The following is a 20,605-nucleotide window of genomic DNA, read 5'->3' as shown; positions in this document are numbered from 1 at the left end:
GCGTTTGTCCACGCTCGCCCCTGTCGCCGACAGGGGCGTTTTGTTTGGAGGGCGCGGTGAGCGAGGACGAGCGGTACATGGCGTTGGCGCTGGAATTGGCGGAGATGGGGCGCGGGCAGACGTCGCCCAATCCGGTCGTCGGCGCCCTGGTGGTGAATGCGGGCCGGATTGTCGGGCAAGGGGCGCACCTGTACGCCGGCGGACCGCACGCCGAGGTGTACGCCTTGCAGATGGCGGGGGAGGCGGCGAAGGGCGCGACGGTGTACGTGACGCTTGAGCCGTGCAGCCACTTCGGACGCACCCCGCCGTGCGCGGAGGCGTTGATTGCGGCCGGCGTGCGGCGGGTCGTGGTCGGGTGCGTGGACCCGAACCCCGAGGTCGCGGGCCGTGGTATCGCGCGGTTGCGCGCCGCGGGCATCGACGTCGTCGTCGGCGTCCTCGAGGCGCGGGCGCGGCGGCAGAATGAGGCGTTTTTCACCTGGGTGACGAAGCGGCGGCCGTGGGTGATCTGGAAGTGCGCGGCGACGCTCGACGGGCGGATCGCCACCGCGGCGGGCGACAGCTTTTACGTCACCGGACCCAAGGCGCGGGCGCAGGTGCAGGCGTTGCGCCGGCAGGTTGCGGCGGTGGCGGTGGGGATTGAGACGGCGCTCGCCGACGACCCGCGCCTCACCGTCCGTCCGGCGGCCATGGGCGCCGACGCGGGCGAGGCGGAGCGCGGCAGCGGCCACGCTGGCGAAGATGCGGTCCGCACCGCGCCGGCGGCGAGCGTGCGCCAGCCGGTGCGTGTCGTGTTCGACTCCTCGCTCCGTTTGCCGCCCTCCGCCCGCATGTTGCAGGAGCCCGGCCGCACCGTCGTGATCTGCCGGGCGATGTCCGAAGCAGCGGCGGAAGACGGGGGAGCGACCGAGGCAGCGGGCGGGGCGGGGGGAAATCCGCAGGCCAGCCGCGCGGCGGCGCTCGCCCGCGCGGGTGCGGAGGTCATCCCCGTTCCGGCCGGCCCGGACGGCCATGTCGATCTGCATGCCGCGCTGCGGGCGCTGGCGGATATCGGGATCGACAGTGTGCTGGTGGAAGGCGGCGGGCGGCTGGCGGGTGCTTTGCTCCGCGCGCAGCTCATCGATCAGGTGGTGTACTACGTCGCGCCGAAGCTGCTTGGCGGCGGCCGGCCGGCGCTCGCCGGGGAGGAGCCGGCGCGCATGGCGGACGCGGTGGCGCTCTGCGACGTGTCCGTCGAGGTCGTAGGCCAAGACGTTCGGATCACAGGGTACCCGGTCTATCCGTGAGTGTCCGGTCTGTCCGTGAGTGTCCGGCCTGGCGCCATCCGGCGTGATCCGGCGCCGTGGCCGCGGGATGGAGGAGGTGGGGCGTGTGTTCACAGGGCTGGTGGAAGAGGTGGCGGTGGTGCGGCGGATCGACAAGTCGCCGCGCGGCGCGCGTTTGCACCTCGACGCCGCCAAGGTGGTCGCGGACGTGCGCGCCGGGGACAGCATCGCAGTCAACGGGGCGTGCCTGACGGTCACCGCCTGCGACGACCGCGGCTTTGTCGCCGAGGCGGTGCCGGAGACGATGCGGCGGACGAACCTCGGACGGCTCGGCCCGGGCAGCCGCGTCAACGTGGAACGGGCGCTGCGCCTTGGCGACAGGTTCGGCGGCCACATCGTCACGGGCCATGTCGACGGCACGGGCGTCCTGCGCCGGCGCGAGGCGGAAGGGATGGCGACGGTGCTGACGATTGAGGCGCCGGCCCGCCTGATGCGCTACATCGCGGAGAAAGGCTCCATCTGTGTCGACGGCGTGAGCCTCACCGTCATGGACCGCACGGCCAGCGCGTTTCGCGTCTCCATCATCCCGCACACCGGATCGCACACGACGCTTTTGACCCTGCCGGTGGGGGCCGAGGTGAACCTGGAGTGCGACGTGTTGGCCAAGTACGTGGAGCAGCTGCTCGCGGCCGGCCGCGCACCGGACGGCCAGGCGGGCGGCGGAGAAGCGGCAGGTGCCTCGCTGAGCCCTGGCGGACAAGGCGCCACCGGCTTGGACCTTTCGTTTTTGCGCCGGTACGGGTTCGCTTGAGTACGGGAGACTCGTCGCGGAGCCGATTCGCCCGGCGTCGCATGGCGCCGGGGCAGAGGAAGAAGGGATGCGCATGTTCGACAGCATTGAAGCCGCTCTGGAAGACCTGAAGCAAGGGAAGGTGGTCATCGTCGTCGATGACGAGGACCGGGAGAACGAGGGGGATTTTGTCGCGCTCGGCGTGCACGCGGACGCAGCGGTCATCAACTTCATGATCACGCACGGCCGCGGCCTGGTCTGCGTGCCCATCACGGAGGACCGGGCGCGGCGGCTGCAGTTTGCGGACATGGTGGAGCACAACACCGAGTTCATGGGCACGGCGTTCACCGTCTCGGTCGATCACGTCGACACCCGCACCGGCATCTCCGCCATCGAGCGGGCCATGACCATCGCGGCCATCGTCCGCGAGGACAGCCGGCCGGAGGATTTCCGTCGGCCGGGGCACGTGTTCCCGCTCATCGCCAAGCCGGGCGGCGTCTTGCGCCGTGCCGGCCACACGGAGGCGGCGGTCGATCTCGCCCGGCTCTGCGGCGCGCCGCCGGTGGGGGTGGTGTGCGAGATCCTGAACGAGGACGGCACCATGGCCCGCCTGCCGCAACTGCGGGAGATTGCCAATCAGCACGGCCTCAAGCTCATCTCCATCGCGGACCTTATCGCCTACCGGAAGCGGTCGGAGAAGCTGGTCGAGCGCGCGGCGGAGGCGAACCTGCCCACCGTGCACGGCACGTTTCGCGCGGTGGTGTACAAGGATTTGTTGGAGGACAAGGAGCACATCGCCCTGGTGATGGGCGAGATCGACGACGGCCCGACGCTGGTCCGGGTGCACTCCGAGTGCCTGACCGGGGACGCGTTTGGGTCGCTGCGGTGCGACTGCGGGCCGCAGTTGCACGCCGCCTTGCGCCAGATTGCGGCGGACGGCAAGGGGGTGCTCCTGTACCTGCGCCAGGAAGGCAGGGGCATCGGGCTGTTGAACAAGATCCGCGCCTACGCCCTGCAGGACCAAGGCGTGGATACGGTGGAGGCGAACCACCGCCTCGGGTTCAAGGCCGACCTGCGCGACTACGGCATCGGCGCGCAGATCCTCTACGATCTCGGCGTTCGCCAGATGCGGCTGTTGACAAATAACCCGCGCAAGGTGAAGGGGATTGAGGGCCACGGGCTCAAGGTCGTCGAACGGGTGCCCCTCGAGGTGGACAAAAACCCGTACAATGAGTTGTACCTGCGGACGAAGAAGGAGAAGCTGGGTCACCTGTTGCACCTGTGATGTTGCACCTGTGAAAAAAAGGAGCGGAAGTCAACGTGAACGTACGTGTGTTGGAAGGCCACCTGGTTGGACAAGGGCTGAAGTTCGGCATCGTGGTGTCGCGGTTCAACGAGTTCATCACCCATAAGCTCCTCGGCGGCGCCATGGATGCGCTCAAGCGCCACGGTGTCGCGGAGGGGGACGTGACGGTCGCCTGGGTGCCGGGGGCGTTCGAGATCCCGTTTGCGGCGAAGCGGATGGCGGTCTCCGGCCGGTACGATGCCGTGATCGCGCTGGGGTGCGTCATCCGCGGCGCGACGCCGCACTTCGACTACGTGGCGGCGGAGGTGTCGAAAGGGATTGCCAACCTGTCGCTGACCACCGACGTGCCGGTCATCTTCGGCGTCCTGACGACCGACACGATTGAGCAGGCGATAGAGCGCGCCGGCACGAAGGCGGGCAACAAGGGATGGGAAGCGGCCGTCGCGGCCATCGAGATGGCGAACCTGGCGCGGCAGCTTCCTTAGAGTTGGGACGGTTGGTTGGGCGGGGACCACGCAGGGACATCCCCGGAGCTACAGAAGGGCATGCTTGGCCGCGACGCGGGCGGCGGTGCGTGGCGGTGTGTGGCGATGCGTGGCGGTTACGCGCCGCGGTTATGCGCCGCGGTTACGCATCGCTGCGCCGCGCCCACTTCCAGTGATACAAGTAGATGGGTGTCACCACCGCGATTTGCACCAGGTTTTGGACGATGCCGCGCTGTTCGTACAGGTTGCCGGTGGGCGGCTGCGACGCATCGGGAAACGCCAGGTTCACGATGTGCTGGGTCAAGCCGAACACCGAGAAAATCCCGATGAGCAGCGTGACGGCACAGATGACGTACAAATATAAGTGTTTGAACGAAAATCGGTTCACGGGCACACACTCCTTTGGGTCGCATCCGGATCGTGGCAAGCTCCGGATGGACAGCGGATCGACACGCTGTAAGGCCAAGCGTCGCTGCTGCATGGAGAGAATTCGCCGCCTCGTTGAGGTTCTCCTGTGGGGTATGCCGGGACAACACGTTCTTTTTTCTCCGGCATCGCCGCGCAGTGGTTTTCAAGATGATGTATGTTTGGTCGCCAAAGCCAAGATGTTCGGCGGGCCGGTGTTGACATGGAACGGGAAGGATGTTCGCCGGTTGGGCAGCACGTGCGAGACATCTGGAACCAAGACACCTTGAACCAAAACGGACAAACCCGCACGTACACGGTCTTCGTGTACGGCACCTTGCGCCGCGGCGAAGCGAACCGCGCCGTGATGGCCCCGTTCGTCGTGCGCGAGCTCGGGCTGGGCAAGATCCGCGGCACGCTGTACGACCTGGGCGCGTACCCGGCCGTCGTCCTGCGGGGTTTCGGCCTCGTCGCGGGCGAATGGGTCGAAGTGACGGATCGCGGTTTGTTCGTGCTCGACCAACTCGAAGGGTACCCGGGTTTGTACGACCGCACCATCGTGCAAGACGTGCGTGGCCGCTGGCAGGGATTTGTCTATCACATGCGGCGCGTGCCCCAGGGCGCCGTGCGCATCCCGGGCGGCGACTGGGTGGCGTGGCGCAAGCGGCGCAAAGGGGGGCGGTGAGGCGCATTGCGCCGCGTTCGGGTGCGTTGCGGTGCCGTGTCGTGGCTGTGGGATGCGGTGTCATGTTGCATGGCGCAAGATGAACGTGTATCGCACGTATGGATGGTAAACATAAAACCTCCCTCTTCACGTACGATACCCCTTTTCTGAGTGCGGGCCTCATGTCAGATAGCTTTCTCTCAAAACTCCTCTCCAAAGCGAGCGCTTCATCTCAAAAGCGGAAGGTTCGCTTTATCCAAAGCGTGATAAACTCCGATCAAGATATTCATACTACTTCAATTTTGAGGGGTGAAAATATGTTGAAGAAGGCGTTGGCAGGGGCTTTCCTGGTAGGATTAATCTTGCCGATGGCATATCTCGGACCTTCTCGCTGGATGCAAATGGCGCATGCGGAGGTGAATGTCCCTTCCGAACTCACCATCACTGTTCCTTTACCTAAGCTCGAAGCGCTTCCATCTCCGACACTGGCGGAGTTAGGCAATCCGGCACCCGCCACGACGCCTGCTTCATCGAAGGTACCTAAACCAAGGGGTTTCGTGGGGCCATTCCATGTCGAAGCAGGAATTGGTCACGCGAAACTCATCACGACGGTCGTGACGCTCTCCGGCGGAATCTCCGTGGAAGGGGACTTCGGCGACGGCGGTTACATCATTGCCCGCAATCTCAAGACGGGTAAAGAATACACGAGCATGGTTCACAAAGGTACGGTGTCCAAGGAAGCGTGTTACATTGCCGTGCCGCGCGGCGTGTACAACGTGTACATCACTGCAGGCAGCCATGCACACGCGGCGGAGACCTACAGTCAGATCAACGTGTATTTTGACTGACCTGGAGTGAACCATCGACTTAAGCGACGACGTTTGGCGTTTTCACCACTCGGGCGCGTGCCACCTCTCCGAAGCGGAAGGTTCGCACCCTTTTGCGCGTGCTATGGTGGTCTTGACAGGCCGGGTGCCCAGCAGGTACCGGGCTGAGTCCGGAAGGATGAAGGAGGATCTCCTGATGAAGCGCATTGTCTTGGGGATGGTCACCGTGCTCGCCCTCGGCGGCGGTGCCAACGCCATCGCGTTGGCCGACCCGCCGGCGGCTGCCGCGTCGTCCACCGCACCAGTCCCCGTCGCCATCCCGAACCCGTTGCTGACCCTGCATCTGGTGCCGCCTCCGGGTGCCTTGGGGGATGTCAAGCCCGCGCCGAAACCTGCCCAGCCTGGCGATCCCCCGGTGGTGGCGGGGGTTGTCAAAGACCTGCAGGCGCTCTTCCCGCGTGTGACCATTTCGGCGCTCGGCAATCCCAAGCCTGCGCCCGCGCCATGGCCGGCGCCATCTTCATGGCAGAACCTGGATGACACGACGGCAGCCGCAAGTGCAGCCTCCGCCCAACCGGCCGCGCGCGGGTCGGTGGGGCCCTTCAATCCTGGACCTGTGGCGCCGAATGGCGGGGATGCCCTGCTCACCATCGTCACCACGGTCCAAGGCGGCATCTCGGTGGGCGGAAACTTCGCCGGCGGCGGCTTCATCGTCTGCGTCAACCAGAACAACGGCAACGAATACGTGGGCGCAGTGCAGAGCGGCACGACCTCGGCGCTGAATGATTACATTCCAACACCGTCCGGCACGTACGCCGTGTTCATCGTGAATCCGACGAACACCACGCAGACGTACACCAACCTCACGGTCTACTTCAATTGACGAGGCGTCTGCGACACCTGGATCTGCATGGCAACAGCCTCTCGCCCGGTGCGGGAGGCTGTAACTTTTTCATGGCGCTTTGGGTCTAAACAGGTAGATAGACAGCAAAGGGGCAGCGGATGGTGGCATGGTTTGACGAACGTGGATTGGCGCAGGCAGACGAAGCGCAATTTGTCCGTTTCGCCGAGGACATCGGGCCGAAGGCGTACCGTCTGGCGTACCGGTGGACGGGAGACCGCAAGGCGGCGGAGGACGTCCTTCAAGAAGCGTACTGCCGGGCATGGCGATCCGTCTGTGCGCACGAGATTCGCCACCCGCAGGCGTGGTTCATGCGCATCTTGTGGAGCGCGTTTCAGGACTGGCGTCGGCAGACGAGCTCGCATCGGTTGCACTTGGTGGCGATGGAGGATGAGGTGTTTGCCAATCTTTCGGATCGACACGATGCGCACGCTGAAGCGGACGACCGGATGGACCTGGAGCGGATGCTGTCGGTCCTGCCGGAAGCGGACCGCCACCTGTTGGCGTTGCGTTTCAGCGAGGATTTGTCGTTGGCGGATGTGGCCGCGGCGACGAACCTGCCTGTGAACACCGTGAAGGTGCGCATTCACAGGGCGCTGCGCAGACTGCGGGACTTGAAGCGCGTTTGGGAAGAGGGGCCGAGCGGTGCAGGCGCGGCGGATACAGGCGCAGTGGATACAGGCGTGCGCGACATCAACACCCGAGCGAGGGATCGTACATGAAATACCTGCGGCGTTTTTGGTGGAAGCGAACACGGGAGGACCGGGAGATGATGCAATGGTTGCGCCGTCATTACGCGCAGACGGCCCCGGATACCCGCCACATCGACTTTCGACGTATGGCGGAGCGGGCCGTCGCGAGCGCAACAACGCCCGCACCCGGTGTGACAAGGGGGCTGCCCCGCCAACGAGACGCCCGGTTCGGCCATGTGCGCGGGGAACGCAAAGGCCGGCGGGGGATGGCGTGGTCAGGACTTGCCGCCGCCATCATGTTGTGCGGACTCGGATACGGGGCGTTGGCCCTCTCGCCGAATCTGGACGGGTTGGCGTATGCGGCGTTGGCGGGCAATCCCGGACTGGCATCGATGATCCCCCCGTTCGACGCCGGTTTGCTGCGCCAAGTGCAAAACGGCGCAGTGCATGAATTGGATGTGTCTGCGGCCGGGCATGGCGTCACCGTGCGCGTGCTCGGGGCGTACGCGGACAGCGCGCGGATTGCCGTCTTCGTGCGCACGGAAGGGAGCGGGGCCACGGCGCAGGACATCTGGATGATTGGCGACCCTGTCCTCACCGACCAGTTCGGCCACCGTTATCGTCCATTGCCCATCGACGGGGTGTATGTAGGAGAACATGGCCCGATGCAAGTCACGTTGAACTTTGAAGGCATTCCGCGCTGGAAGCAGTGGCTTGGCGTCCGGCTGCGCCTTTCCTTTCACACCTTGGTGGACGTACCGCCGAAAAGCTACGTCCGACATACGGTCAGCGGGAATTGGTCGTTGAGTTGGTTACAGCCGGTGGCGGCCCAAGGCACTTCGCCCACGGCGGCGCCTGCGGGTCCGTCCACACCCGCCGATGTCCCGGTGCGGCTGGCCAGCATCCAGTGTTCTCCGACCGTCACGTTGTTTACGTTGGCACCGCGCGCTTCTTCGCGCGCCCATCCCGCATTCGGCGGACCGTATTTTGGCTATGTCCGGAGTCCATCCCGAGGAAACCTTCTTCTGAGTTTAGGTGGTACACCCAACGAGATCGCGTTTCCGGCGTTGCCGCCCGGACGTTATGAGCTGGTCATCAACGGAGTGGGAGCCCAAAACGGGATTGAACGCGTGCACTGGGTGTTTCCGTTCGTGGTGCACTGAGGGAGGTGGAGCTGCCGTGGCGTTTCGCGAAGACGCACTCGTCCAGCGGTACGGCCAAAACGCCCGCGGACCGGCGAAGGTCGTGCTCGACGATCGCACGTGGCTTGATGTTGAGCGGCTCACCGTCTGCAGGAACGGCATGAACGTATCGCTATCCGTCACCCAGTGGCTGATTTTGCGCTGTCTTGCGAAGCGGCTCAACCAGCCGGTGGCCGTGCGTGAGTTGCTCCGTTCCGTTTGGGGTGGCTGCGCGGACGCGTCGGTGCTGCAGAAGCAGGTGTGGCGCCTCCGCCAAGCGCTGGAACCCGATCCGCGGCGGCCAAGGTATATTGTCACCGTGCGCGGGCAGGGGTACATGCTGCGCGGGACGGAGCGAAACGCGTAGCATGCCCCTCCCTCGACGGTTTGCCCGCGTCTGCGCACATGAAGTAAACTTACTTCATATAAAAAGTTAACTTCTCGGCTCGGCGCGCGTCGCCCCTCGTGACGCGGTGGACAGATGACGAAGCAGGATGTGCCAGCCGGGGGGATCTTCCATCGCTGCGCAGGCACACGGGAGGGAAAACATATGGACTGGTTACGCTTGGCCGAACGCGTACTCGCCGGCCATGAGGTGACGCGGGAGGAGGCGCTCGCCATCCTGCGCTCGCCGGACGAGCGGTTGCTCGAAGTGATGCACGCGGCGTATCGTATCCGTCACCATTACTACGGGAATCAAGTGAAACTGAACATGATCATCAACGCCAAATCGGGTCTTTGCCCGGAGGACTGTGCCTACTGTGCGCAGTCGCGCATCTCGGAAGCACCCATCGCGAAGTATCCGCTCGTTTCGCGCGAAACGCTCATCGCGGGCGCCCGGGAGGCCGAACGCCGCAAGGCGGGGACGTACTGCATCGTGATGTCGGGACGGCGGCCGTCGGATCGCGAGGTGGAGGAAGTGGCGCAAGCGGTCGCGGAGATCCGGCGCACGACCCAACTGAAAATCTGCTGCTGCCTCGGCCTCATCACGCCGAAGCAGGCCGAACGGCTGGCCGCCGCGGGGGTCCACCGCTACAATCACAACCTCAACACCAGCCGCGGTCGCTACGCCGAGATCTGCACCACCCATACATACGAGCAGCGCGCCGCGACGGTGGCGCTCTCCCGTGCCGCGGGGATGTCGCCTTGCTCCGGCGCCATCTTCGGCATGGGCGAGACCGACGAGGAGCGGGTCGAGATCGCGTTTGCCCTCAAGGAATTAGACGCGGATTCCATCCCGTGCAACTTCCTCAACCCCATCGACGGCACGCCGTTGGCAGGACGCCGCGACCTCTCGCCGCGGGACTGCCTGCGCATCCTGGCGATGATGCGGTTTGTGCATCCAGCCAAGGAGATCCGCATCGCGGGCGGGCGCGAGGTCAATCTGCGCAGTCTGCAGCCGCTCGGGCTCTACGCGGCCAACTCGGTCTTTGTCGGGGATTACCTCACCACCGCCGGCCAGCCGCCGGAGGAGGACTGGCGGATGATAGAGGACCTTGGGTTCGAGATTGAGACGTGCGCGCTCGGGCCCCATTCTTCGCATTGATGCAGGTTTTTTGTGCTCACGTCAAGCTTCAAGCTTTATAGAAAATCCACATCACGAGAAGGCGACAGGGGTGACACAGGATGTCACCCCTGTCGCGATAATGGGAGATGGACGCCCATGGGCATCGAGGCTGGTGGAGTAGAAAATCAATTTCCACAAAAAATCAAACGTGCTCAACGCCCGTAGGCGCTCAACGCTGTGCCTCTGTATCAGTATGATACCATGTCCATCTCGCTTGACATGTCGGTGTAATGTGAATTATCATTCATAACAAATCGACTTCACCATCCACTAAAAATAAAACCATAAAAAGGAGGTGAGCCTTACGAATCCATTTGAACTGCATCGTCTCCTGCGTTACCAATTTCCTGTCTATGGATCGGTGGTGCCGGTGGATCACGGGGAGGCGCTATATGCTGCCGTGTCGCGCATCTCTCCGGCGCTGCATGAGCTCGAGACGTTTGCACTCAGCCCCATCTTGGGTGGAGAGGCGTTGGGAGACCGGTTGTATCTGCAGGCTGGTTCCCGGTTTTACGCGTATGTCCCTGAGGTTTATGTGCCCAACCTGGTTGTCCTGTCCGGGAAGACACTAAAAATTGGAATTCATACGGTGCGCGTTGGGCCGGTCTCCATTCATCTCATCCAGCCAGCTCCGGTGGTTCAGAGCCGCATGGTCACGTTCAAGAACGCGACGAACGAGGCGCAGATGGAGCGGAAAGTGCGTGAAGCGCTCGAAGAAATGGGGGTCGCGGCCGAGATCACGATTCTCCGCCGCCGTGTCATCTCCATTCACGGCCGGAAGGTCATCGGATTTGGCGTTCGGCTGTCCGGGTTGTCCGAAACGGATTCCCTCCTTGTGCAGGCTCATCCCATCGGCGGCAGACGGAGGTTCGGGTGCGGGCAGTTCTTTCCCGTTCGGAAGGGTGTGGACCCATGACGCTGTTGGCAAAGACACCGCCGGAAACAAGCTCATGTGAAAAGACCGTTCCCATATCCGCGACGTTGTACGGTCACTTGCGCCAGTGCTTGGACGTAGCTGATCTCCTGGCGGATTGCGCAGCAGAGGATATGGTCACTGCATGCGGACTCCGTGATGATGCGCAAGTGAAGTGGTTTCGCCGGGCCCTTCGTTGGTGCGCCGTCATTCACGACCTGGGCAAGGCGACGGACGCATTTCAAAAAAGGCTCAGGAAAGGGAACCGCGAGCCTCCTCACTACGTCCGGCATGAAGTGGTCTCTTATTGGATGGCGTGCAAGCACGCGGGACTGGCTCGTGCCATCGAGGAATCTTTCGCCAATCTCGGCGATTGGGCGGTCGCGCAAATTCCATACCTTCACGCGGCGGTCCTTGGGCATCACCTGAAGTTCCCGCGTGATGATTCGCCGGTTGGATATGATGAATCCCTGGTGAACATCCTGTGGCCGCGTTTGTTGTCGGATGGAGTATGGAATTTGTTGTGCGAGGTCGCAGGGCGGGACATTCCTGTTTCACCAAACGATGTACCGCCCGTCATCGGGGATGCGGAGTGGCTCATCGACGAGGTGGTGAGCCCGTATCAACGTTCGCTCAAGGATGTTCCCGCATCTCCTGCACGCAAGCTCGCATCCATGTTGCGCGGGGCTTTGATTGCCGTGGATATCCTCGGATCTGTTCTCGCGCAAACGCAGGAGCAATGGGAGGGCTGGCTGCGACGTATTCGCCGAGCATTCTCACAAGAAGCACTGCAAACGGCGCTCGAGAAGGCCATATCAGCAAAACTGGGTGAAAGTGCAGATCCCGAACTTGATGCATTCCAAGCACGAGCGGCGAGCGTGGCTGCGGACGTGATGATGGTCAAAGCGGGTTGCGGGTCGGGCAAGACCGTCCTGGCCTTCCGGCGGGCACAGCACAGCTCTGTACGAGGTTTGGTGATGACCGCTCCTACCACCGCCGTGGCAACGCAAACCTATTTCGACTATGGATTGTACATGGGCGATTCCGCCTTACTCATCCATTCGCGGAGTGCGGTCGATGTGGAGCTTCTGCAATCACCTTCGGAAGAACGGGCTGCAGGTGCGGCAGACCAGCAAGGCGTGATGGAAGGGTACGAAGCGCTCGAGCGGCTTTTGAGCCCGGTCGTCTTTTGCACCGTTGATACCGTCGTCGGTGTGTTGACCAACAGGCGGCAGTCGTTGGCTTTGCTGCCGCGTCTCGCCGTATCGCAAATCGTGTTTGACGAAGCACATCTTTACGATCCGGTATTGTTCAGCCACCTGTTGTCGTTTCTGCGGGCGTTTCACATCCCTGCGCTGCTCATGACAGCTTCTCTGCCGCCTTCCATGCAGGAGGCCATGGTCGAAGCTGCCCGGGGCCGCCGGGTCGAGGTGATGCAAGGACCGCATATACGCGAACAACTGCCGCGGTACAACCTGATGTATCTCAAGCGAGAAGAGGAGGACACGCTGGTTTCCACCGTCAAGTCAGCTGTCCTCGCGGGTCAGAAGGTCTTGGTGGTGGTCAATCGCGTCGCATGGGCGGTCGAATGGTACGAACGGTTGGCGGTGGTGCTTCCTGCAGCCCAGATATCCTTGCTCCATTCGCACTTCAAATACGAAGACCGCGTGCGCATTCAGGAGCATATCGTTCGCGCCTTTCGCACACCGGGAACCGGATTCTGTGCCGTCACGACGCAAATCTGCGAAGTGAGCTTCGATGTGTCGGCAGACATGCTGGTGAGCCACATCGCGCCGTTTCCAGCCATCGTGCAACGTCTCGGACGGCTGAATCGTCGCGCAAAGGCGGGCGATCCGTGCGGAAACGCCCTGTTTCTCGCCCCGCCCGACGCGAGTCCGTACACGGCGCAGGAATTGGAAGAAGGAATGCGCCTATTCGGGTGGCTCATGGAGCACAAAGGTCGCGGGGTTTCTCAGCAGGATCTCGCCGATGTCCTGATGCAATCCGCAAGCAGCACGACGATTCCGGATGTGGCGGACGGTTTGACCTGGTTGGATCTGCGGACGGCCAGGTTCGGCGATCCTGTGCGGCGGGCGGGGTATACCGTCACCGTCATCACACGCAGCGATTGGCGTCAGGCTTCCACGCCCACCGCTCGTCTCCGCAAGACGTTGACTTTGCCCATGCCGCGTCACCGCAGGCTTCCCAGGAGCATTTGGAGGTATTGCTACATCGTGGAAGACGACGAGGTTGTGTATTCGCCGGTTCTCGGAGGGAGGTGGAAAGATGAACCTGAACCGTTGGGACTTTGTTCTCAACGCGCCGGGAATGACCCCGCTGCACCGCGCCGGACTGATTGGGCTGGCCGCGAGTTGCCGTACGGATAAGGTGCGCGACTGGCTCGCAGCGCGCGGGGTCGCGGTACGGATAGATGGGAACCGGTTTATCATCGAGGGGTTGACATGTGAGGCTGAGGTCCTGCATGCGTTTCTTACCCTGCTATATGAGATCGACGAAGACGGTCTGATTCGGTTTCCGCTGTTTGCGCGCTTGAACCAGTCCGAAAGGGCCGCGGTGCAGAATGTCATGATGGCGTCATTTTTGCAGCATCCAAAGTCTCGTAAAGCCGATTCACGTCCTGTGCTTCGCCCGCGCAGCGAAGACAACGACAAGGAGTACACATTCAAACCGTTGCGGGATTTTAGCCATCGTTCGCCGGGGGTGGCTGAAGAGATCGCAAAAGCGCGCAAGCACGGCAAGATGATTGAGTTGGCAGGATGGGCCATGCCCGGCGCCATGGTCAAACATAACGCACATGCTTCGGCGACCGCCATTCAAGATACGCCCGAACGGTTTTTCCTGCTCATGCTGGCGCCGTTGGGGTGTATGTGGTATACGGCAAGAGCTTACACGGAAGCAGGTGACTGGGACCCGCGTGTAGAGGCGGTGGTGGTCGTCCCGCGCGCCACCAATCTGGCCGAAGCTTCGGAACGGTTGTACGAGTTCTACACGGCGCAACAGTTGTCCGTTCCGCGGATGGAACTCGTGGCCGGGGTTGCCGATGCGGCCATGCATGCCGCGGTGGCTTTTACGATCACGACGCAGTCGTATCGGGTGCACCACGACCTGTACGCCATGTGCTTCGGCACGGTGGCGTGGAGCAAGCAACAGAAGACGAGAACGCGGGTTCTGACCGTCGCGAAACCTTCCCGCGCGATGGCGTTGACTTACCGGGAAATTTTGAAGGAGTTAGGCAATCTTCGCTATGAGCGGGAAGATGGGACCCAGGTCGTCCTGGTGATGCCGATGCGGGAACGGATCGCGGAAAACGTGTTGAACCATCGCCCGTGGTATCTAGGATTCAGCGAGTACGTCCTGGGGCAGCGCGGTGCGTTGCTCCGGCGTTGGCGAAAGGGGTTGAGAAATTTGGTCCACAACGAACGTGTCTGGGACGACGAGGCCAAACGAATGTTTGTCGAATTGATCCAACAGGCTGTCGCGAACCGGTACGGCCAGGTAAACGAAAAGGCGCAGCAGGCGGGGGCCGACAGAGGGCGGGCCTTTGAACGGGAGTACCAGCGAATGGTGCTCGATTTTGCACATTGTCGCTCGCGGGATATGTTTCGTCATACCTTGGTACGGTTTATGGCACAAACTCACCCGCGGCTGAAGCAGAACGAAGTTGTGAGCAAGAACATCGAACGGGATCTCCTCCTTCGGTTTGCCATCGAGGAACCGGATTGGCGTGAGGTGAGAGATTTATGTCTCTTGGCCATCGCCACTTACCGGAGCCGGTATGAGGAGGAAAGGCGGGATGATGCGACGGGCTGGGAGGAGACAGATGGAGACACGAAGGTGCAACGGATCGCTGAGGAGTCATAGCCTTTGCCGCAACATCTCAACCAAAATCATCAACCAAGGAGAAGAAAGGAGTAGAACAGGATGAGTCTGCATGTGCATGGGACGATTGTGACGCAGTATGGGGTGGCGGCCAACAACCGCGGGGAGACGGAAGGAAATGTGACCACGCTGCAAAAAATCCTGTGGAAGGGAATGAATCACACCACCGTCTCTGCGGAAGCGATTCGATACGCCATTCGCCTGTGGTGGCAGAGGAGATACGAGGACGGTGACATGCTCTGCGAGACGAACCGCGTGTGGGTGCCCGATAAGGGTAGTGCGGGAGACTATGAGATCAAAGACCAGTCATTTTCGCCGGAAAGGTTTATCGATGACGACGTGATGGGTTACATGGATGCCAAAGCGGCGAAGTCGGAGAACGGGGAATCGGAGACGAGAGGGCGTGCGAAGGGCACCACCACAGCCCGCCGCGGACCGCTTGAGGTTTCGCGCGCCGTGTCATTGGACCCATACAACGGGGAAGTCACGTTCAACGCGAGAGGCGGTTCGAAAAGCGAAACGTCCTTGTACGCCACGGAGGTGCACGCAACACGTTATCAATACAGTTTTTCCCTGACACCCAGTGCATTAAAAGTGCCCCAGCGTGTGGTGAAGGTGATTGAAGCTGTCTCTTCACTGAGCGAAGTCGGAGGCAATCACGGCCGGTTTCTTTACGATTTCTCTCCTTCTGTCGCGATTTTTCGGATTACGCAGGATCCTGCGCCACGCATCCTGTACGTTGCCGAGCCGGCAAAGGACGGGGAAGGCGTCTCTCTACATACGCTGTTGCGGCGCATGGAGACAGGAGATATCCATCCGTCCGAAGTTGTCGTGGGCGGTGACGCGCTGATGGAGGCTGAAGTGGATCGTTTAGTCCGATACGGCGCAGCAGTGTACGCGGGGGTGCGCATGGCGGCTGATGAGGTGATTTCGCGCCTAAAGGATGAGCTTACGTCATGAGTCGGATCGTGTCGCCTGTGGAGGATTTGCGCTGGATCCGCGTTTCGGTGCCCATCGCCTCATTCACCGTGCCGTTTGCGCGAGAGTTCGCCGAGTCGTATCCCTTTCCACCGCCGGCGACGGTGTATGGGATGCTGCTGTCTTACATCGGTGAGACGAACCGTTGGAAATACGAGGGTACTCGGTTGGCGATTGTCGTCATTCGGAGCGGTTCGCCGAGCTTGGTCATCCGGAAGACGCGGCGCGTGAAGGTGGCGGACCTAAACAGTCCGCAGAACTCCAAACCCGATTATCAAACGTTGTTGACAGGGTTGGAATTCATGGTGGGGCTCTGCCCAGAATCGGGTGCGGTGCCGAATCTCTGGCGAGTTGTGGAATCTTGTTATCACCAACCCGAGCGGAGCCTCCGTGTTGGCGGTCTCTCCTGCGGGGAAAGCCATCATCTTATCGATGAATTTTCCCTGATGAGCGCTGCGGAGGTCGAAGCTGCCATACGTGCCGGCGAAAGTTGGTTGTTAGAACCTGCGGAGGACGGAGAATGGTCCGTGCCGGTATGGGTGGATCATGTGGGATCCGAGAAGACGGTGTGGGAGCGCGCCGCATGGATTCCGGCACGCGGCCAGCGGCAAGTCGGGATGTTTGAGATTGCGCATACGAAGTAACGCGCTACGGTTGATGGATAAATCCCGATGAAAGATGCTGATGCGTAGTGATCGAGCATCTCGGGAAGGTGCCAGTATCATCTCCCCTCTCGCTGGCCAAAATGAAACCTATCAAGTCTCTTTTGCAGGAGGGGAAGAACGTGGATGACGCCGAACCCTTAACGAGGGTGATGGCTCTTCATGCGTTGGTTTACTGTGAACGGCTGTTTTACCTCGAAGAGGTGGAAGAGATTCGCATTGCGGATCAATCCGTGTACGACGGGAGAAGACTGCATGAGCAGTTACCTGAGTATGTCGAACTGACGTCCTACACTTTGGAAAGTGAACGGCTGGGGATTAAGGGAAAGGTGGACGTCGTTCGGACCATAGACGGCCGATGGGTGCCGTTTGAGTATAAGAAAGGGCGAGCACGCCTTTCCCGGGACGGAAGAGTTCAAGCTTGGCCTTCGGATGAGATTCAAATTTGTGCATATGCACTCTTGCTAGAGGAACACTTCGAACGCCCCATCACGGAAGGCCGCGTGTATTACGCGGCAGATCATCGCACGGCGGTGGTACTGGTGGACGAGGAACTGCGCGCCCGCTTCGCGGAAACTGTCCGGCGGGCGGCGGAATTGCGTCGTTCGACGCAGCGTCCACCGGTTACATCCAATACGAATTTGTGCACAAACTGCTCGTTGGCTCCCGTCTGTCTTCCGGAAGAAGAACGCTTGTTGCTTGAAGTGTCTGCGGAACCAGCGCAGCGGTTTTTTCCGGCGGACCGGGAGGGAAGCGATCTTCATGTGACTTCTCCTGGTGCCACTGTCCGTCGCAGCGGGGGTACCGTGATCGTGGAGGAACGAGGCGGAGAAAGGAAAGAGTTTCCGATTCACGAAATCGTCTCGATCTCGTTGCATGGTCATGTTCAAGTGACGACGCAGACCATTCATGCTTGTGCGTCGGAGGGTATCCCCATTCACTTCTTCACAACAGGTGGCCGATATGTGGGCAGTATTGGCAATCTTGCGGGAGGTGTGCAAAGGCGGCTCAGGCAGTATGCGGGGCTGACCGATCCCGCGATGGTGTTGTATCTCGCGAAGCGCCTGGTGACTGCAAAGGTGGAGAGCCAGTTGCGGTATGTCCTGAGGCTGACGCGAGAAAAGCAGCGTGAAACTGTGGAGTCTGAGATAGAAGTGATGAGAGAAGCGGTCAAACACGTCCATCGTGCCTCGAGTTTGGATGAATTGCGGGGATGGGAAGGACTTGCCGGCCGGGCGTACTTTACTTGCCTTGGCACGTTGACCCGAGACGACGGCCAGCTGGCTTTGGATGGCAGAAACCGGCGTCCGCCGCGTGATCCTGCGAATGCCCTCTTGTCATTTTGGTATGCGCTCCTATATCGGGATTGTGTCCGTGCGATTCTGGTCGTCGGATTGGATCCGTCCATCGGTTTTTATCATCAACCCAGGTCATCTGCATATCCATTGGCGCTCGACTTGATGGAGATGTTTCGCGTCACCCTGTGTGACATGATTTTGGTTGGAAGTCTGCATCGCAGGCAGTGGTCGGTGGGTGACGATTTTGTGCAAGCGGGCAAACAGTGCTGGCTGAGCCCGGAAGGACGCAAGAAGGCCATCGAACTGTATGAGCGGAGAAAGCAGGATAAGTGGAAGCATCCTGTAATCGGATATTCCCTGTCTTACGATCGCGCCATAGAGTTGGAAGTTCGGCTCCTGGAAAAGGAGTGGTCCGGTGCACCAGGATTGTTCGCCCGAAATCGAATCCGTTAAATGGGGATGAGTCATCTATGCCGGGACGTTCATTTTATTTGATTTGTTACGATATTCGAGACCCAAAGCGGTGGCGCAAGTGTTACAAATTGCTTAAGTCGTATGGGAAACCAATCCAGTATTCGGTGTTCCAATGTCATCTGTCGAGTACCATGATGGCCAAACTACGGTGGGAACTCGCCGCCCTCTTGGCGGAAGAGGACAGTCTTCTCATCGCGCCCATTCATGACGCAGACGTCAACCGCATCGTCCAACTCAACGTGAAAAACATTATCGCCAAATCCGAGGATCGTTTTGAATTGCTTTAGGACGCTGCACTTTTAAGTACCGACTTCGTGCTTCGAAGCTTCATTTCCGAATTTAAGCATCCATAGTACAAGCACCGATTTAGGCATTCAAGCATCAAGGTCATGAAGCGGCGTGGCCTTCATTCCAATCTCGGTTTGCCTTGGTGTTTTCGGACACTCCGCGGGATGAAGGTGTCATTCCATGCTTGAACCAAGGATAAGAGGCCCACAACCCAGAAGTGACAAAGGATTGCGACGGTCGAAGCGTCAGGGCGAGCCGTTGACCAATAAGAACATGTTCTATGGAGGGTGCTTTGTGCTTGGATTCTTGAATGGTCGGAGAGAAATGCTGCGGAAAACCTGGAATTCGGCAGGGTGCTGTGATCGAAGCTGTGATGCCGAAAGGCGTTGAGCACCATACCCCGCTGTTGCAGCCACTTGAGCGCCTGCTGTGATCGAAGCTGTGATGCCGAAAGGCGTTGAGCACATCTGTGCCGCCACGTCCTCCGCTTTGCGCGGCGCGTGATCGAAGCTGTGATGCCGAAAGGCGTTGAGCACATCGCAAGGAGCTTGTCCGCATAATGCGGGTCTGTGGTGATCGAAGCTGTGATGCCGAAAGGCGTTGAGCACTAGTCGGGGTGCAGGTTCCATCGTTCGCTAGCTTCGTGATCGAAGCTGTGATGCCGAAAGGCGTTGAGCACTGGACCGTGCCGTCCGTATCGACGTAACCATTGAGTGATCGAAGCTGTGATGCCGAAAGGCGTTGAGCACTCGGACGCGCAGCTGAACGCACTCGAGCAGGCCCGGTGATCGAAGCTGTGATGCCGAAAGGCGTTGAGCACTCCTCCAGCGCGTCCAGCTTCGCCTCATGCAGCTCGTGATCGAAGCTGTGATGCCGAAAGGCGTTGAGCACCAGAGTACGAGCGCGAGCGGGGCACTGCAGCACAGTGATCGAAGCTGTGATGCCGAAAGGCGTTGAGCACAAGTGGAAGACCTGATGGAGTTTCGCGGGAAGAAAGTGATCGAAGCTGTGATGCCGAAAGGCGTTGAGCACTAGAGACGTACTCAAGCGTGGACCTCGCCAAATGCGTGATCGAAGCTGTGATGCCGAAAGGCGTTGAGCACACGAGTCAGTTGGCTGCTTCAATGAGTGATGCACTGTGATCGAAGCTGTGATGCCGAAAGGCGTTGAGCACCATGACTCCCATAAACAATGGAAAGCGAAAGGACGTGATCGAAGCTGTGATGCCGAAAGGCGTTGAGCACATGTATGCCCCGGTGCGGCCGGACGGATAGTACCGTGAGTGATCGAAGCTGTGATGCCGAAAGGCGTTGAGCACGTCTTGCTCGGGTTGATGTCGCCCGAGATAGCCCGTGATCGAAGCTGTGATGCCGAAAGGCGTTGAGCACTGCAGATGGACAGCGAGCTGCGTTTCGCGGGCATACGTGATCGAAGCTGTGATGCCGAAAGGCGTTGAGCACACCACTCAGATCATCAAACGCAACATCAAAGCGCGTAGTGATCGAAGCTGTGATGCCGAAAGGCGTTGAGCACCACCGGGATCGCTGGCACCTGTATCACCTCCTTTCACGTGATCGAAGCTGTGATGCCGAAAGGCGTTGAGCACACGCTCCACTCGTCGGTAGCGTAGACGTATTCCTCGGTGATCGAAGCTGTGATGCCGAAAGGCGTTGAGCACTATCCCTTCTCGGTGCGCTCAACCACACATCCGCGTGATCGAAGCTGTGATGCCGAAAGGCGTTGAGCACTCGAGACGGTGTTTCAACACGTGCGCGAGATCATGTGATCGAAGCTGTGATGCCGAAAGGCGTTGAGCACTTTCCGAAGACAAAAATCTGGATTGGATGAGGCTCGTGATCGAAGCTGTGATGCCGAAAGGCGTTGAGCACATGCCGATCTCGTTGTCCTTGATGATGTTGATGATGTGATCGAAGCTGTTGTCCACGCTCGCTTTATTTGACGGCGTTTTTCCAACCGTCATTGTCACCTGGAATTGTGGCGCATTCCAA

Annotated in this window: 19 protein-coding genes and 1 CRISPR repeat array; of the genes, 18 read left to right on the top strand and 1 reads right to left on the bottom strand. The window is 60.6% G+C overall.

The features are described 5' to 3' along the window. Window positions 1-56 precede the first annotated feature (56 nt). From ribD to ribH, 4 genes are all read left to right on the top strand, one after another. Window positions 57-1,286, top strand: a complete 1,230-nt coding sequence (gene ribD / locus IEX97_RS08255; RefSeq protein ID WP_188882312.1) for a bifunctional diaminohydroxyphosphoribosylaminopyrimidine deaminase/5-amino-6-(5-phosphoribosylamino)uracil reductase RibD — start codon at window positions 57-59, stop codon at window positions 1,284-1,286. An 85-nt stretch (window positions 1,287-1,371) separates the two neighbouring features. Next, window positions 1,372-2,076 (top strand): riboflavin synthase, encoded by a 705-nt coding sequence (locus IEX97_RS08250; RefSeq protein WP_188882311.1) that lies wholly within the window; start codon window positions 1,372-1,374, stop codon window positions 2,074-2,076. A gap of 73 nt (window positions 2,077-2,149) precedes the next feature. Next, window positions 2,150-3,340: a bifunctional 3,4-dihydroxy-2-butanone-4-phosphate synthase/GTP cyclohydrolase II gene (locus tag IEX97_RS08245; protein WP_188882310.1), complete on the top strand. Its 1,191-nt coding sequence runs from the start codon at window positions 2,150-2,152 to the stop codon at window positions 3,338-3,340. A gap of 35 nt (window positions 3,341-3,375) precedes the next feature. Beyond that, window positions 3,376-3,846: a 6,7-dimethyl-8-ribityllumazine synthase gene (gene ribH / locus IEX97_RS08240; RefSeq protein ID WP_188882309.1), complete on the top strand. Its 471-nt coding sequence runs from the start codon at window positions 3,376-3,378 to the stop codon at window positions 3,844-3,846. Window positions 3,847-3,988: 142 nt separating this feature from the next. Here ribH and IEX97_RS08235 read toward each other — a convergent pair whose 3' ends face one another. Then, window positions 3,989-4,234 (bottom strand): DUF5671 domain-containing protein, encoded by a 246-nt coding sequence (locus IEX97_RS08235; protein ID WP_188882308.1) that lies wholly within the window; start codon window positions 4,232-4,234, stop codon window positions 3,989-3,991. A gap of 276 nt (window positions 4,235-4,510) precedes the next feature. Between IEX97_RS08235 and IEX97_RS08230 the strand changes: the two genes are divergently transcribed. The 14 genes from IEX97_RS08230 (at window position 4,511) to cas2 (ending at window position 18,595) form a co-directional block, all read left to right on the top strand. Further along, entirely contained in the window at window positions 4,511-4,936 is a 426-nt protein-coding gene (locus tag IEX97_RS08230; RefSeq protein WP_229776661.1) for a gamma-glutamylcyclotransferase family protein, read from the top strand. Window positions 4,937-5,097: 161 nt separating this feature from the next. After that, window positions 5,098-5,763, top strand: a complete 666-nt coding sequence (locus tag IEX97_RS08225) for a hypothetical protein (RefSeq protein WP_188882305.1) — start codon at window positions 5,098-5,100, stop codon at window positions 5,761-5,763. Between the two features lie 175 nt (window positions 5,764-5,938). Continuing rightward, complete coding sequence (locus IEX97_RS08220) at window positions 5,939-6,625, top strand: hypothetical protein (protein WP_188882303.1); 687 nt, start codon at window positions 5,939-5,941, stop codon at window positions 6,623-6,625. Between the two features lie 119 nt (window positions 6,626-6,744). Further along, window positions 6,745-7,365, top strand: a complete 621-nt coding sequence (locus tag IEX97_RS08215; protein ID WP_188882302.1) for an RNA polymerase sigma factor — start codon at window positions 6,745-6,747, stop codon at window positions 7,363-7,365. A gap of 47 nt (window positions 7,366-7,412) precedes the next feature. Continuing rightward, the gene (locus IEX97_RS08210; RefSeq protein ID WP_188882301.1) at window positions 7,413-8,498 is read left to right on the top strand and encodes a DUF4179 domain-containing protein; all 1,086 of its coding nucleotides are present in this window, start codon (window positions 7,413-7,415) and stop codon (window positions 8,496-8,498) included. 16 nt (window positions 8,499-8,514) lie between these two features. Beyond that, window positions 8,515-8,883, top strand: a complete 369-nt coding sequence (locus tag IEX97_RS08205) for a winged helix-turn-helix domain-containing protein (protein WP_188882300.1) — start codon at window positions 8,515-8,517, stop codon at window positions 8,881-8,883. A gap of 183 nt (window positions 8,884-9,066) precedes the next feature. Then, on the top strand, window positions 9,067-10,062 hold the full coding sequence (bioB, locus tag IEX97_RS08200) for a biotin synthase BioB (protein ID WP_188882299.1): 996 nt from the start codon (window positions 9,067-9,069) through the stop codon (window positions 10,060-10,062). 316 nt (window positions 10,063-10,378) lie between these two features. After that, window positions 10,379-10,999 carry a type I-MYXAN CRISPR-associated protein Cas6/Cmx6 gene (gene cas6, locus IEX97_RS08195; protein ID WP_188882298.1) on the top strand — a complete coding sequence of 207 codons (621 nt, stop codon included), beginning with the start codon at window positions 10,379-10,381 and terminating at the stop codon, window positions 10,997-10,999. Further along, the gene (gene cas3 / locus IEX97_RS08190) at window positions 10,996-13,383 is read left to right on the top strand and encodes a CRISPR-associated helicase Cas3' (protein ID WP_188882297.1); all 2,388 of its coding nucleotides are present in this window, start codon (window positions 10,996-10,998) and stop codon (window positions 13,381-13,383) included. The genes cas6 and cas3 overlap by 4 nt, the downstream gene beginning before the upstream one ends. Then, window positions 13,283-14,878: a type I-MYXAN CRISPR-associated Cas8a1/Cmx1 gene (gene cas8a1, locus IEX97_RS08185; protein WP_188882296.1), complete on the top strand. Its 1,596-nt coding sequence runs from the start codon at window positions 13,283-13,285 to the stop codon at window positions 14,876-14,878. Before cas3 ends, cas8a1 begins: the two co-directional genes overlap by 101 nt. A 60-nt stretch (window positions 14,879-14,938) precedes the next feature. Then, window positions 14,939-15,856, top strand: coding sequence for a type I-B CRISPR-associated protein Cas7/Cst2/DevR (gene cas7i, locus IEX97_RS08180; protein WP_188882295.1), 918 nt, complete (start codon window positions 14,939-14,941; stop codon window positions 15,854-15,856). Continuing rightward, window positions 15,853-16,518: a CRISPR-associated protein Cas5 gene (gene cas5 / locus IEX97_RS08175; RefSeq protein ID WP_188882294.1), complete on the top strand. Its 666-nt coding sequence runs from the start codon at window positions 15,853-15,855 to the stop codon at window positions 16,516-16,518. The genes cas7i and cas5 overlap by 4 nt, the downstream gene beginning before the upstream one ends. A gap of 140 nt (window positions 16,519-16,658) precedes the next feature. Further along, window positions 16,659-18,287, top strand: coding sequence for a type I-MYXAN CRISPR-associated endonuclease Cas4/Cas1 (locus IEX97_RS08170; RefSeq protein ID WP_229776660.1), 1,629 nt, complete (start codon window positions 16,659-16,661; stop codon window positions 18,285-18,287). Between the two features lie 17 nt (window positions 18,288-18,304). Then, window positions 18,305-18,595 carry a CRISPR-associated endonuclease Cas2 gene (gene cas2 / locus IEX97_RS08165; RefSeq protein WP_188882293.1) on the top strand — a complete coding sequence of 97 codons (291 nt, stop codon included), beginning with the start codon at window positions 18,305-18,307 and terminating at the stop codon, window positions 18,593-18,595. 359 nt (window positions 18,596-18,954) lie between these two features. Then, a CRISPR array of direct repeats spans window positions 18,955-20,485; the repeat unit is 36 nt; unit sequence GTGATCGAAGCTGTGATGCCGAAAGGCGTTGAGCAC. Window positions 20,486-20,605 lie beyond the last annotated feature (120 nt).

Origin of the sequence: Paenalicyclobacillus cellulosilyticus (genome assembly GCF_014647315.1) — a bacterium.
Classification (GTDB): Bacteria; Bacillota; Bacilli; order Alicyclobacillales; family Alicyclobacillaceae; genus Alicyclobacillus_J; species Alicyclobacillus_J cellulosilyticus.
Note: the sequence above shows the minus strand (reverse complement) of the source record. Positions and strands in the feature narration are given on the sequence as shown.